The sequence below is a fragment of the Aquabacterium sp. genome, from assembly GCF_014378415.1.
In the GTDB taxonomy this organism is placed as follows: domain Bacteria; phylum Pseudomonadota; class Gammaproteobacteria; order Burkholderiales; family Burkholderiaceae_C; genus Aquabacterium.
In genome coordinates this window covers 1-13,628 of record NZ_JACMNS010000051.1, presented here as the reverse complement: position 1 = coordinate 13,628, position 13,628 = coordinate 1, and the positions used below count along the sequence as shown (strand labels likewise).

Annotated in this window: 14 protein-coding genes and 1 pseudogene; 4 read left to right on the top strand and 11 right to left on the bottom strand. The window is 63.7% G+C overall.

The features are described from left to right. Together H7225_RS05345 and H7225_RS05340 are read right to left on the bottom strand one after the other, a co-directional pair. On the bottom strand, positions 1-227 hold a 227-nt coding region (locus H7225_RS05345), incomplete at its 3' end, for a GAF domain-containing protein (protein ID WP_290659750.1). 12 nt (positions 228-239) lie between these two features. Then, positions 240-653: a hypothetical protein gene (locus H7225_RS05340; RefSeq protein ID WP_290659749.1), complete on the bottom strand. Its 414-nt coding sequence runs from the start codon at positions 651-653 to the stop codon at positions 240-242. Positions 654-730: 77 nt separating this feature from the next. On the opposite strand from H7225_RS05340, the gene H7225_RS05335 reads away from it, so the two are divergent. Together H7225_RS05335 and H7225_RS05330 are read left to right on the top strand one after the other, a co-directional pair. Further along, on the top strand, positions 731-1,384 hold the full coding sequence (locus tag H7225_RS05335) for a biliverdin-producing heme oxygenase (protein WP_290659748.1): 654 nt from the start codon (positions 731-733) through the stop codon (positions 1,382-1,384). 27 nt (positions 1,385-1,411) lie between these two features. After that, positions 1,412-1,804, top strand: coding sequence for a thioredoxin family protein (locus H7225_RS05330; protein ID WP_290659747.1), 393 nt, complete (start codon positions 1,412-1,414; stop codon positions 1,802-1,804). Between the two features lie 11 nt (positions 1,805-1,815). Here the strand turns inward: H7225_RS05330 and H7225_RS05325 are convergent, their stop codons facing one another. From H7225_RS05325 to H7225_RS05290, 8 genes are all read right to left on the bottom strand, one after another. Continuing rightward, positions 1,816-4,227, bottom strand: coding sequence for an EAL domain-containing protein (locus H7225_RS05325; protein ID WP_290659746.1), 2,412 nt, complete (start codon positions 4,225-4,227; stop codon positions 1,816-1,818). A gap of 5 nt (positions 4,228-4,232) precedes the next feature. Beyond that, positions 4,233-4,424 carry a hypothetical protein gene (locus H7225_RS05320; RefSeq protein ID WP_290659745.1) on the bottom strand — a complete coding sequence of 64 codons (192 nt, stop codon included), beginning with the start codon at positions 4,422-4,424 and terminating at the stop codon, positions 4,233-4,235. Between the two features lie 122 nt (positions 4,425-4,546). After that, the gene (locus H7225_RS05315; RefSeq protein WP_290659744.1) at positions 4,547-5,902 is read right to left on the bottom strand and encodes a condensation domain-containing protein; all 1,356 of its coding nucleotides are present in this window, start codon (positions 5,900-5,902) and stop codon (positions 4,547-4,549) included. 118 nt (positions 5,903-6,020) lie between these two features. Continuing rightward, a complete protein-coding gene (gene holA, locus H7225_RS05310; RefSeq protein WP_290659743.1) occupies positions 6,021-7,088 on the bottom strand; it encodes a DNA polymerase III subunit delta in 1,068 nt (355 codons plus the stop codon). Positions 7,089-7,095: 7 nt separating this feature from the next. Next, positions 7,096-7,674 carry an LPS assembly lipoprotein LptE gene (lptE, locus tag H7225_RS05305; RefSeq protein WP_290659742.1) on the bottom strand — a complete coding sequence of 193 codons (579 nt, stop codon included), beginning with the start codon at positions 7,672-7,674 and terminating at the stop codon, positions 7,096-7,098. A gap of 10 nt (positions 7,675-7,684) precedes the next feature. Then, on the bottom strand, positions 7,685-10,387 hold the full coding sequence (gene leuS / locus H7225_RS05300; RefSeq protein ID WP_290659741.1) for a leucine--tRNA ligase: 2,703 nt from the start codon (positions 10,385-10,387) through the stop codon (positions 7,685-7,687). Between the two features lie 86 nt (positions 10,388-10,473). Continuing rightward, complete coding sequence (locus H7225_RS05295; protein ID WP_366481289.1) at positions 10,474-10,671, bottom strand: Imm52 family immunity protein; 198 nt, start codon at positions 10,669-10,671, stop codon at positions 10,474-10,476. Positions 10,672-11,020: 349 nt separating this feature from the next. Then, the gene (locus tag H7225_RS05290; protein ID WP_290659739.1) at positions 11,021-11,164 is read right to left on the bottom strand and encodes a hypothetical protein; all 144 of its coding nucleotides are present in this window, start codon (positions 11,162-11,164) and stop codon (positions 11,021-11,023) included. A 139-nt stretch (positions 11,165-11,303) separates the two neighbouring features. Between H7225_RS05290 and H7225_RS05285 the strand changes: the two genes are divergently transcribed. Both H7225_RS05285 and H7225_RS05280 read left to right on the top strand, forming a co-directional pair. After that, the gene (locus H7225_RS05285; protein WP_290659738.1) at positions 11,304-12,425 is read left to right on the top strand and encodes a helix-turn-helix domain-containing protein; all 1,122 of its coding nucleotides are present in this window, start codon (positions 11,304-11,306) and stop codon (positions 12,423-12,425) included. Positions 12,426-12,455: 30 nt separating this feature from the next. Then, positions 12,456-13,421, top strand: coding sequence for a hypothetical protein (locus H7225_RS05280; RefSeq protein WP_366481288.1), 966 nt, complete (start codon positions 12,456-12,458; stop codon positions 13,419-13,421). Here the strand turns inward: H7225_RS05280 and H7225_RS05275 are convergent. Next, positions 13,418-13,628: pseudogene (locus tag H7225_RS05275) on the bottom strand (short chain dehydrogenase); the annotation flags it as partial. The gene H7225_RS05280 and the pseudogene H7225_RS05275 overlap by 4 nt on opposite strands.

The following is a 13,628-nucleotide window of genomic DNA, read 5'->3' as shown; positions in this document are numbered from 1 at the left end:
TCCACATCCGGGATCATGCGCAGCCAATTTTGCTTGTAGAGTTCGCGCGCCTGCGCCGGGATGTCAGAGGCCGGGAACTGCAAGTGGAGATAAGAAGGCACGTCGCTCGCCTTGGCTTCTGCCAAGACCCGACCGTGCCCATCTTTGCCAAACGCATAGACGACAACGCGGTCGCAACCGGTCAACTCCCTGACTTCGCGCACGGCGACTTCGTGCAGCTCGGGCAACCCATTTGCAGCTTACAGTCTGCGCAGCGCGCGCGCCAGCAAGTGGTCGTTTTTATCAACCGGCGGAACAAAGCGTTCCAGCTCTAGAACAACCAGGAGGTCGGCGCGGTACACGCAAGCGTGATGCAGCACGCCGTTCAACACCAGAGGACGTGGCTCGTTCATGTCGAAGGTTGTCGGCGGATGCAACGCTTCTGCGAAGCCCGCTGCGTCGTCGGGCTCTAGCCATTCGGCCAGCGAGCAACCAAGGATGTCCTCCACTCTTCGACCCAGGAGAGCAGAGACGTTGTCACTCGCATGTTGAAGCACGAACGTTCGGGCATCAAATGCAAACAGCCAACCATGAGGTTGAATGGCCCCAGGTATGCGGATGGGTTCATCCTCGCAACGGGCGAGTTCAAGGTCGGACACGGTGTTCGTAAGCATGTTTGCTCCGCAGCATGGGCGACAATTGAATGGCTGGCGCAGTGTAGTCTTCGAGCATCAAACTTGCTTGCCTCACCATGACGGAAGTCTTACTTCAGCCTTGTCAAATGACACCAAACCTCTCTGAACGGCTTCGCTCGGAAACGCGAACCTTGCATGCAACCGCAGAGAGCACGCCGATCATGCGCAGCTTGCTTCGCTGCGAAATCGATGAGACCCGCTACGTTGCGCTGCTGTCCAACTTGTTGATGATCTATTCGGCACTCGAGCCGGCATTGGACCGAAACGCTGCCCATCCGGTCCTGTCGCGCATCGCCCATCCGGCAATTCGGCGGGCAGCGGCTTTGCGCGCGGATCTCTCGGCACTCAAGGGCGGCGATTGGCGCGAGTCAGATGCCATCGTTTCGGCAACGGTGGCGTATGCAAAACGGATTGAAGCGATCGACCTTGCCTGCCCGCAATTGCTCTTGGCGCATGCCTATGTGCGCTACCTGGGTGATTTAAGTGGCGGCCAGGTTCTCAAGCGCGTTGTCAGCTCGAACCCCATGTTGAAAACCCCAGTGCCGGTGGCGTTCTACGACTTTGGCGATGCAACGACGACCGCCTCGTTGGCCAAGACGTTCCGCACCGGTTTGGCGTCCGTTGTGCTGTCGCCACTTGATGAAGATGCTGTCGTGGCCGAGGCGAAACTCGCCTTTGAACTCCACATCACGCTGTTCAACGAGTTGTAGCAAAGTACAGCCTGCGCCTTGCCCCACATGAGCCACCCGTCCATTTCGCCATCGCCCGCCCCCGCCCCAGTCCTCCTGGACGTGGTGTGCCTGTGCGCGGCCTGGTGCGGCACTTGCGGCGAGTACGAGGCCTTGTTCAAGGCGCTGCAAGCGGCTTTGCCCGAGCACCGCTATCGCTGGATCGACATCGAGGATGAGTCCGACCTGGTGGGCGACATCGATGTCGAGACCTTTCCCACGCTGTTGGTGGCCCGGCAGGGGCAGGTCTTGTTCGCGGGGCCGGTGCTGCCGCGCTTGGCCGATGCGCAACGCTTGATTGAATCGTTGTTGGTCAGCACGGCCGCATCGCCTGTGGCAGGCAGCCTGCCCGTCGACCAGCTTCAGGCCTACGAGGCACTGGCCCGCGCGTTACGGGCTTGAAGCCAAGCCCGTCAGATCATCGCGGCAAACTCGGTGCCCAGCCACTCGTGTGAGGTGTCCGGTGGCGTCCAGCCGCGCACCCAGTTGGCGAACAGATCGGCGGGCATGGGGCGCGAGATCAAAAAGCCCTGAGCCTCGTCGCAAGACAGGCCGGCCAGCAGCTTCCAGGACTTGGCGTTTTCGACGCCTTCAGCCACCACGGTCAGACCCAGGTTGTGGGCCAGGTCCACCGTCGATCGCACAATTTTGGCGTCTTGCAGATCGCTTTCCATGTTCATCACAAAAGACTTGTCGATCTTCAATTCGTCCACCGGCAGGCGCTTCAGATAAGCCAGCGATGAGTAGCCGGTGCCGAAGTCGTCGATGGACAGTTTCAGGCCCATGGCGTGCAGCTTGTTCAGGGTGACGAGCGCGCGCTGCGGGTCGTCCATGATGGCGCTTTCGGTGATCTCCATCACCATCATGCTGGGGTTGACGCCGTGCTGGCTGAGCAGTTTGTCGAGCTTGTTGGGCAGCTCCTGGTCCATCAGGTCGCGGGTGGACAGGTTGACGGAGATTTTCAGGGGCATGCCCGCGTCGCTGAGCGATTTGCTGACGATGGCCGCCTGCTCGGTGATCCAGGCGGTGAGCACGCGCACAAAGCCGGTTTGCTCGGCGAAGGGGATGAAGCGCATGGGCGGGACGATGCCGCGCGTGGGGTGCTCCCAGCGCATCAGGGCTTCGGCGCCGATGCACTGGCCGGTGTGCAGGCTGATCTTGGGTTGCAGGTACAGGCGCAGCTGGTGGTTGTCGACGGCGTAGCGCAACTCGCTCAGCAGGGTCAGCGATTCTTCGCTGGTCGAATCAAGGCCCGGGTGGTAGGTGACCGTGCCGGCTTGCTGCTGCTTGGCCGCGTACATGGCCACTTCGGCGCGGCTGAGCAGGGTGTCGGCTTCCACGCCATGCTCGGGCGCGCTGGCGATGCCCACGCCGGCGCTCAGGTCCACCGTGTGGTCGTCCAGGGTGATGGGTCGCTCAAAGGCGCGCAGGATGCGTTGCGACATCGGGTAGGCCTTCTGCGCATTGGTGTTCTGCAGCAGGATGGCGAACTCGTCGCCGCCCAGGCGCGCCAGCACATCGCGCTCGCCCAGCACTTCACTGGTCAGGCGCTCGGCCACGGAGCGCAGCAGGCGGTCGCCAAAGCGGTGGCCCAGCACGTCGTTGACGTGCTTGAAGCGGTCCATGTCCAGCAGCAACACGGTGCAAGGGGTCTGGTCTTCCTTGGCGCGCACGATGGCCTGGCGCAGGTCGTGGCGGAACTGTTCGCGGTTGGGCAGGTCGGTCAGCGCATCCTGGTACGCCAGGCGGCGGATCTCGCCTTCGCGGGTCTGGATGGCCTGGCGCATGGTCTCGAAGGATTGGGCCAGCTCGCCGATCTCGTCACTCGAGGACATTTTCACCTCGGCGCCATAGTCGCCCCGCTCCAGTCGGCGGGCCGAGTTGGACAGGATGCGCAGCGGCGTGGTGATGCGCCGCGCGGTGACGTAACTGCCAAAGCCAAACACGGCCACGCCGACGGCACTCAGCAGCAGCAGGGTCAGCTTCAACTCCATGTAGGGCGCCAGGGCCTGGTCCACCGAGCGCATCAGCAAGGCGGTGACGGGCGGCTGGCCCGGTGAGCCAGGCAGGATGAGCTGGTGACCGCTGTACTCGGCGTTGGCCACCTGCAAGGTCAGACCGCTGTTGTCATCACTGGTGGGCCGCGTCCAGGCCGTGGCCAGCGCGAGCCAGTCCTTGGCCTCCAGCGTCGCCAGGCTCACGCTCCAGTCGCCATCGGGCTTGCGCAGCAGCAGTGACACGTCCAGGCCCGACAGGCCTTTCATGTCGGACAGCAGCTTCTCGCCAATCGGGAAACCCATGCCCACCCAGCCAATGATGGCGGGCGCGCGCACGGGCACGGCGACGATCTGGTAGGGCTGACCGTCGATGATTTCGACCTGGCGCTGGTCGGAGCCGGCGGCCACGGACTGGCGCGCGTAGCGCTGCACGGCGGCCACGAAATGGTCGGGCGATTTGATGGTGCTGGCGCGCACATTGAACTGGGCGTCGGTGAACACGGCGGCACTGGCCTTGATGCGGTCACCGTGGTTGATCAGGGCCGATTGCAGCGTCTCTTGATCGCCCGTGGCCACCGCCGAGCGAAAGCCGTAGTCGGCCGACAGCACGCGCGTGGCCTGGGCCAGGTTGTCGGCGTTCTGGCTCAGCAGGCGCAGGAACACCTTCTCGCCGGTCAGTAACTCGGTGTGGATCGAGGCCCGCGCATTGCGGTCAATGCTGTCTTGAATGAACCAGTAGCTGACGGCCTGCACCACGATCAGCAAGCCCAGATAGACCGCAACGATGCGGGCCTGCAGGCGACGTGGGTTGATGAAGGCGGGCAGCATGAGGATCAGCGAGGACTGTGGGGCTCAGTGCACCAGAGTTTGAGGGCTTCGGACAGCCAGGCGCCGCTGGTGGGGGCGGGCGTGGCCACGGCTCTGCCGGTGTGGCTGGTGGTGGCGGGTGACGAGGCCAGGCCTTTCGAGTGTGCGCTCGTGGGGGCCCTGCTGTGGGCATCGACTTGATCGAACCGCTGCTTCATACCGCGCCTCATTGCTCCATGGATCTTTATCCGACCCAAGGAATATCGGCATTGGCGGGGAAGTCTTGATGGGCTTGAGCGTGGTCATGGCGGTGCAGCGCCCCTTCAATTCGTGATTGCAGTCACGCAACGGTGCTTGGCGGTGGGTTTGAAGTGATGGCGAGCAGTTGCTGGTCCAGGATCTGGAAAAGGTTCTGAGTGGCCTTTTCGTCAGTTTCGTCGTTTTGAAAGGCGACTGTGAAAAACAATTTGCCGCCCAGGTTGACCAGGGCCAGCAGCAGGGCGGTGCTCAAAGTGGCAGGCCAGCATTCGGTCAGGCGCACCTGGGCATCAGGCGGGTGGATCGAATCGAGGTTGCCCAGGTTGGTGAAATGGCAGCTCAGCACCGGCAGCGAGCCTTTGGCCTTGGACTGGACGATCAGGTGGCTGTACAGGGTGCGGCCCATCAGGGGCAGCCACTCGTAGGCGATCAAGGGCAGGGCGTATTCCCGGCGCGCGTAGCGGGACAGGTGGTCCTTGACCTGCGCCTCGACCGATTCGACCTGGGCGGCCAGGGTGGGCTGGTGCTGGGACCGCACCGTGAACGACGACACAAAGTTGCCGAACTCGGGTTGCTGTCCCTTGGGAAAGTAGCGCCGCAGATCAACCGAAATGCGGACAGCGGCCACGGCCTGCGGGTTGTCGGGCTCCAGGGCCAGGAAGGCGTTGGCCAGCAGGGCGACGACCAGGTTGTTGACCGTGGTGCCGGTTTGCTTGGCCAGCAGGCGCAGCTGGTCGGAGGTGGCGGGCAGCTCGTGGTAGCGCACGCTGGTGGTGGTGTAGCGCTCGCTGCGCCGGCTGGCCAGGGTGATGATCTTCTGGCCTTGGCTGCTGCGCGCATCGCGCCGTCCGTTGCGCCACCAGCCGGCGATGCTGGCGGGCCATTGCGTCCACTTCACCGGCGTGACGGCGGCCACCATGCTGGACGACTCCAGCGGGAAGGGGGCAATGGGGTGACCGCTGAGGCGGCCCATGAGGGCGGTGAGCATTTGCAGCACCGAGCGGCCATCGCCGATGAGGTGGTGCACTGAAAACACCAGCATGGGCGTTTGCGCATGCGGGATGAAACGGGCCCGCCAGGGCAGGCCGCGCTCCAGGGAGACGGCTTCGTTGAGGATCTCGCTGTGGAATTTCTCGAGGGCGGCGCGGTCATTGACGTCGATGCCGTGTTGCACCCGGTAGGCGTCGTTGAAGCGCTGGTCCAGCCACAGGTCGTCGGGCAGGATGCGCAGCTGGTAGGTGAAGGCGGTGGGCACGACCACGCCGCGCAGGCGCGGAAAGGCGGTGGTCAGCTCGCGCAGGGCCTGACGCAGCAGGGCTTCGTCAACCGGCCGGTCGAAGCGCAACATGAAGGGCATGTTGATCGGCCCCAGGTAGCCCTCGCCAGCCCAGTACAAATGCTCGGATCGGTTCAATGGAACCAGGGCGCCATCGCTCAAGGGAGGTCTTTCTTTGAATGCAGGTCGTTCCGCAATATAACAAGCAGGCCGCAGGGATGGCGTGCGGATTTTCCAGCGCAACCACGGCCTGTTCAGGCGATGGTGCGCCGCACCACGGTCAGGTCTGCGGCGCCATTTGGCGGCACAGCATGAGGGCCAGGCGGCGCAGGGCCTCCCAGGGGTCTTCGGGCCACTGGGGGTGGCGCAGGCCTTTGACGATGCCATCGACCGTGCTGGCGGCGGTCACCAGGCGGGCCAGGTTGGGGGCCTTCAGGCGCGGCAGCACGCGTTCGAACAGGCGCTCGCGCGGGCCCCAGATGCGCTGCTCGCGCAGCACCATGGGCAGGGGCTTGCCGGCATCCAGCGCGGCGCGGCTGCGGTGCAGCGCCATGATTTCTTCGGACAGGGCCCAGTGCACCAGCACGGCGGCTTCGCCCTCGGCGTGCAGGCCGTCGATCATGCGCAGGGTGCGTTGCACCTGGCCCGACAGCACCGCGTCGCTGAGCTTGAAGACATTGAAACGGGCGACATCGACCACGGCCTCTTCGATCTGCTCGAGGCTGATCGGGCCGCGTGGGTAGAGCAGGCCCAGCTTGGCGACCTCTTGATGGGCGGCCAGCAGGTTGCCCTCGACCCGGTCAGCAAAGAAGCCCAAGGCGCGCTGGCCAGCCTCGCCGGGCTCGACCTGCTGGCCTTGGGCGGACAGGCGTTGCGCGATCCACAGTGGCAGGGCGTTGCGCTCAATCGGGTCGCAGCGCAGGGTCACGCCCGCGGTGTCGAGCGCGGTGAACCAGGCGCTGGTGGTTTGCGTTTTGTCCAGGCGGGGCAGGGTGATGACGGTCAGCACGCTGTCGTCGTCGGCATGGCGCGCGCAATAGCTTTGCAGCGCGACCGAGCCGTCCTTGCCGGGCTTGCCGGACGGGATGCGGATCTCGATCAACTGCTTGTCGCCGAACAGGGACATGGCGCTGCCCGCGCCCAGCAGGCTGGACCAGTCGAAATAAGCGCCCGAGACCGTGTGCACCTGCCGCTCGGTGTAGCCCGCCACGCGGCCGGCGGCGCGGATGGTGTCCAGCGCTTCTTGGGCGAGCAGGGGCTCGTCGCCATAGACGGTGTAGAGGGGCTTGATGCCGCTGGGCCCCACCTTGTTCAGGTGGGCGGCCAATTGTTCCAGGCGCAGTTGCATGCCAGGCTCAGCGGGCCAGTTGCTCGGGCCGGACCACGGCCAGGCGGCGCATGACCTGCTGGACGATGTCGGTCTGCATGGCGCGGTGCATGGCGGCCGACTCGTCAATCTTGGCCAGGGCGTCTTTCTCGTTGTAGGGCAGGTCGTTGGTCAGCAGCAGTTCGATCGGGGCGATCAACGGGCTGCCATCGGCGCGGGTGAGCTGGAACTTGAAGCGGGTGCGCAGCGACAAGTCACGCACCTGGCTGAAGGCCGTGATCGAGGCGACGGCCTGTTCGCGCGTGTCCGACAGGGCCGCCAGCACGACGTGCGAGCTGAGGACCCGGGGGCTGGACGCGGCGATGTTGGCCGGCACGTTTTGCTGCGCGGCGGCAGCAGCGGTGCTTTCCACCACGGACACGCCGGCATCTTCTAGCGCCTTGGCCAGTTCGCTGGCCAGTGGCGAGTTGGCGGCAAAACCGGTCAACTGTACGCTCTTGAACGCCAGGTTGGGCGCGTGGCGCAACTCGAAGCCGCAGCCGCTCAGGCCCACGGCAGCGCTGGTGGCCAAGGTCAGCAGGGACAGGGTAAAAGTGCGGCGGTTCATGCTGGGCACCTTACACCACCACGTTGACCAGGCGGCCGGGCACCACGATGATCTTCTTGGGCGGCTTGCCTTCGCTGAACTTGGCCACGTCTTCGCTGGCCAGGGCGGCGGCTTCGATGGCGGCTTTGTCGGCCGTGGCGCTGACTTTGATGGAGCCGCGCAGCTTGCCGTTGACCTGCAGCATCAGCTCGATCTCGTCTTGCACCAGGGCGGATTCGTCCACGCCGGGCCAGGCCACGTCCAGCAACTCGCCACAGCATTCGGCGTAGCCCAGATCCGTCCACAACACGTGGCTGATGTGCGGGCACACGGGCGAGAGCAGGCGCAGCATGATGCTGACGCATTCGGCCAGCGCGGCGCTGTTCTCAGGTGTGGCGGGCAGCTTGGCGGCTTCCAGCGTGTTCAGCATCTTCATGAGCGCCGACACCACGGTGTTGTACTGCATGCGCTCGTAGTCGTAATTGGCCTGGCGCAGGATGGCGTGGATCTCGCGGCGCAGCGTCTTGGCTTCATCTGAAAATGTCACGGACTGCGTGCGGTCCACGGCAAAGCCAGGCTTGATCAGATCGGTGTTGCGCGTCACGAAGTTCCACACACGCTTGATGAAGCGGTACGCGCCTTCCACGCCGGAGTCGTTCCATTCCAATGTTTGTTCAGGCGGCGAGGCAAACATGACGAACAGGCGGGCCGTGTCAGCGCCGTACTGCTCGATCAGCTCTTGCGGGTCCACGCCATTGTTCTTGGACTTGGACATGGTGCCGATGCCGCCATAGTCCACCAACGACCCATCGGCCAGGAGCTTGGCGCCAGTGACGACCTTGCCGCTGGCGTCCATGATGTTCTCGACCTCGTGCGGCCAGAAGTACTCCACGCCGCCTTGCGCGGTCTTGCGCGAGTAGATGTGGTTGAGCACCATGCCTTGCGTCAGCAGCTTCTTGAAGGGCTCGTCCACCTTGGTCAGGCCCAGGTCGCGCATCACCTTGGTCCAGAAGCGCGCATACAGCAAATGCAGGATGGCGTGTTCGATGCCGCCGATGTACTGGTCCATGCCGCGGTTGCCTGCAGCGTTGGCCGCGCCCATCCAGTACTCGGTGCGCTCGTCCACCATCTGGGTCGCGTTGTCCGGCGCCGTGTAGCGCAGGAAGTACCACGACGAATCCACGAAGGTGTCCATGGTGTCGGTTTCGCGCTGGGCCGGCTTGCCGCACTTGGGGCAGCCCACGTTCAGGAAATCGGGGCGCAGCTTGAGCGGGTTGCCGCTGCCATCGGGCACCACGTCTTCGGGCAACACGACGGGCAGATCCTTCTCGGGCACGGGCACGGGGCCGCAATCACCGCAGTGGATGATGGGGATGGGGGTGCCCCAGTAACGCTGGCGGCTGATGCCCCAGTCGCGCAGGCGCCAGGTGGTTTTCTTCTCGCCGATGCCTTGGGCCGACAGCAGTTCGGCTACCTTGCTCACGGCCTCTTTGTGGCTCAGGCCGTCGAGCGCGCCGCTGTTGACGCAGGTGGCGCGTTGCTTGTCGCCGTACCAGTCTTGCCAGCCATCAAGGTTGAAGCTTTCGCCTTCGGCTTGAATCACTTGCTTGATCGCGATGCCGTACTTCTTGGCGAACTCGAAATCACGCTCGTCGTGCGCGGGCACGCCCATCACAGCGCCATCGCCATACGACATCAGCACGTAGTTGCCGACCCAAACTTCGATCTGCTCGCCGGTTAGCGGGTGCTGCACGAACAAGCCCGTGGCCTGGCCCTTTTTCTCTTGCGTGGCCAGCTCGGCCTCGGTGGTGCCGCCGGTCTGGCACTCTTCGATGAAGGCTTGCAGCTTGGCATTCGACGCGGCCGCGTGCGTGGCCAGCGGGTGCTCTGGCGCCACGGCGCAGAAGGTCACGCCCATGATCGTGTCGGCGCGCGTGGTGAAGACCCACAGCTGGCCGTCGTTGATCAAGGCACCATCCTTGCCCGCGATGTCATGCTTGAACGCAAAGCGCACGCCCTCAGACTTGCCGATCCAGTTCTCCTGCATCACGCGCACGCGCTCGGGCCAGCCCGACAGGTAGTTTGGGTCTTCCGGGTTGGCCACCGCGCTCAGCAATTCGTCGGCGTACTTGACGATGTTCAGGTAGTAGCCCGGGATCTCGCGCTTTTCAACCGCCGCGCCTGAGCGCCAACCCTTGCCGTCGATCACTTGTTCGTTGGCCAGCACGGTCTGGTCCACCGGGTCCCAGTTCACGGTTTGCGTGCGGCGCTCGGCGATGCCTGCTTCCAGCATCTTCAAAAACAGCCACTGATTCCATTTGTAATACGAAGGCTGGCAAGTGGCGATCTCGCGGCTCCAGTCGATGGCCAGGCCCATCGCCTTCATCTGCTTCTTCATGTAAGCGATGTTGTCGTAGGTCCATTGCGCGGGCGGCACCTTGTTCTTGAAGGCGGCGTTCTCGGCGGGCAGGCCGAAGGCGTCCCAGCCCATGGGCATCAGCACGTTGTGGCCGTTCATGCGCAGGTGGCGCGTGAGCATGTCGTTGATCGTGTAGTTGCGCACGTGGCCCATGTGCAGCTTGCCACTGGGGTAGGGCAGCATGGAGCAGGCGTAGAAGGGCTTTTTGGTCTTGTCTTCGGTGACGCGGTAGGCGTCGCGCTCGTTCCAGTGCTGCTGGGCACGGGCCTCAAGGGCGCGCGGGTCGTAGGTTTGGTTTTCGGCTGAATCGCTCATGGGGGGCACCGGCAAGACAAGATCAGGCTGGCAGCCCCATTTTTTGCATGAGGGGGCTCCAGCCTGTGAAAAGGGGAATTCCGGGATTATAAGAAGTGGGCGCCGCTCGGACGCAGGTCGGCCAGTGTCAGTGCGGCCTTGACGGTGTCGCTGAGCTCGTGGTGCGCATCAATGAAGCGGTTGTAGCGTTCGGCCGTGGTGACGATGTAGGGGCCACCGTCGTCCAGTGTCTTGATCTGCACGCCCGCAGGCATGGCCGGTAGGGGGCGCCACGCCTCGCGGATCGCCGTTGCCTGGACTCAAGGCGTTCAGACGCAGACTGTCGGCATCGGTGGGGACGCGTGTCAAAGCGTCCTTCGGCCCCAGAAAATGCCACTGCGTCCCGGCCGGGCAGTGCGGCTGGATGGCCTGCAGGAAGTCGCACAGCCTTTGCGCGCACGATTGCGCATCTTGGCCGTCCTTGTTGGGGGTGCGCCAAAAGCAGGACAGCTGGTAGTCGGGGGCTTGGTCTTTTGAGTAAGAGTGCATAGGGTGCCGCGAAGAATTCTGATAAAGTCTTCACCTCAGGGGTGAATATTTTATATAAAAATGCAGGTTCGATTTGTCACGGACAAGCTCAAGAAGACTTGCGAATCAAAACCAGAGCGTACGCGTCGCTTTGGTAGGCCGACCGCAGACAAGCTCAAGAGCCGCCTTGATGACCTGGATGCCGCCTTCAGCATAGAGGATCTGCGCCATTTGCCTGGCCACTGGGAAGAGCTGAAGGGTGACCGCCATGGGCAGTTTTCTTGTCGTTTGGCCGCTGGATTGCGGCTCATTGTTCAGCCCACACGCCAGCCGCCGCCCTGCAAACCTGATGGGGGGCTTGATTGGCGATCCATTGACGACGTGACCGTGATTGAAGTGGTGAACTACCATGATTGATGAAAACCTGATTTACCAGCCGGTAGAAGTTTCCCCACCTGGCGACACCTTGCGAGACCTGATGGACGAACGCGCTTTGACCCAAGTGGAGTTGGCGCGGCGGCTGGGTCGTCCTGTCCAGGCTGTGAACGAAATCATGGCGGGCAAGAAAGAGATCACCGAAGACACCGCCTTGGAGCTTGAGCGTGTGCTGCAGGTGCCTGCGCACTTCTGGTTAGCCCGCGAAGCGCGTTACCGTGAGTACCTGGCCCGTTTGCGCGATGCGCAAGGCCGCAAAGCACACATCCCTTGGCTTGAACGCTTCCCCATCAAGGCCTTGCAAGCGGCGGGTATGTTACCCGCGGGGCGTTTGAGCAGCCGCTTCAAAGAGCAGTTGGTGGATGACCTGGTGCGCTTCTTTGGCGTGGCCTCGCCCGAGGGTTGGGAGGCGCATTACGACAAGATGCAGGCGCAGTTTCGTCGCGCCAAGCCGCAACAGCAAACTGATGCCGCCGCCATCACCGCCTGGTTGCGGATGGGGGAGTTGGCCGCGACCCGTTTGCAAACGGCCGACTACTACGCCGCAACGCTGGAGGCTCATTTGCCCGCTATGCGGGCACTCAGCTTGAGCAGTCCGGCCGAGATCAGCGCGGGCTTGACCCGCTTGTGCTCGCAGTCGGGTGTGGCCTTGGTGTTTGTGCCAGCCTTGCCTGGCACCCATGTGTCGGGCGTGGCCCGCTGGGTCGGTGGCAAGCCCTTGATCCAGTTGTCTTTGTTGGGCAAGTGGAATGATGGTTTCTGGTTCAGCTTCTTTCACGAAGTGGGGCACATCCTCAAGCATCCGACCCGCGCCGTGTTTCTGGACGACGCCTCGTCGGGTGATGCGATCCAGTCCGCCGAAGAGCAAGAAGCGAACCGCTTCGCCACCGATGTGCTCATCCCGCGTGCACGGCAGGCAGAGCTGGCCAGCTTGCCGCTCAACCAGGCCAGCGTGGTCGCCTTTGCGCAATCGTTGGGTGTCCACCCAGGCATTGTGGTGGGCCAGTTGCAGCACCGCCAATTGATCAACTGCAGCCACCCTTTGAGCCAGCTCAAAGCCCGCTACACGATTCAACCCAACCATGCCAACCCTTGACAGCAGGCTACGCACGCCGACCAAGGTACTCTGAGGCGGACAAGCACCGGGCAGTCGAACATTGCATCCAGCTACGCCTCGGCCATCAATGATGCGGGCCAGGTGGTGGGTCGTGCCGATCGGGCCGTCGGCTTGACGCGCGCATTTGCCACAGGTGTCGGCGGTGTTGGCATGTCCGATCTGGGCACCCTGGGCGGCAGCACCAGCGGCGCGACAGGGTTCAACAACCTGGGTCAGCTCGTCGGCTATGCGGTGGCCGCAGACGGCAATACCTGCAGGTTTTCTGCAGCTTCGGCAGGCGCGCCGCTGGTCAACCTGGGCTCCTTTTCCAATGGGCGGGGCAGCACGCCCACCAGTTTAAGCGGCGCCAATGCCGTGAATGACTCGGGCAAGGTGGTGGGCAGCGCCGCCGAGAGTTGCAATTGCGCGGGCGCGGCCTTTGGCAGCCAGGTGGGTGTTCCGGGCATCAGCCACATCGGTGGGCTCAGCGGCAACATCAGTTCGGCCACTGCCGTGAATGCGTCGGGCCAGGTCGTGGGATACACCAACGGTTTCACGGCGACGATGGAGATCCCCCCAAACGTGTTGGGCACCCGTGCCTTCGTCACCGGGCCAAACGGTGTGGGCATGACTGACTTGGGCGCCTTGATGGGTGGGGTCTTCAGTTCGGCGTTCGCGATCAACAGCCTGGGACAGGTGGCCGGTTCATTCTCGGTCGGCAGCGAATCGCATGGCTTCGTCACTGCGCTGAATGGCCTGGACTACCTGGACGTCAATTCGCTGGTGGCGCCCATCGCCGGCCTGTATTTCACGCGCGTGGTGGGCCTGAACGATGTGGGTCAGTTGCTGGTCACCGCCAGCAACAGCCGCAGCTACCTGCTGAGTGCCGTGCCTGAAGCCGGCACCAACGCCTTGATGGGGCTGGGCCTGGTACTGATGGGCGTGGTCGTGGCACGCCGCAAAGCCCGCCATTGCGCAAAAGCAGCAGCCGTTTAAGTGGATTGCCTGGCGTCGCCCCTGGAGGGTTCGGCGCAGGCAATTTCCACCGGCAGTGCGCCAACAAACTCGCGCACCGCCTGCGCAAACACCTGCGGTTGCTGCAGCGTGACCCAATGCCCTGCCTGCAACTCCCGCCGCGTCAGCTTTGGCACCCAGCGGGCCAGGTCGGCCGTCAGGGCGGGGCTGATAAAGCGGTCCTTCAGG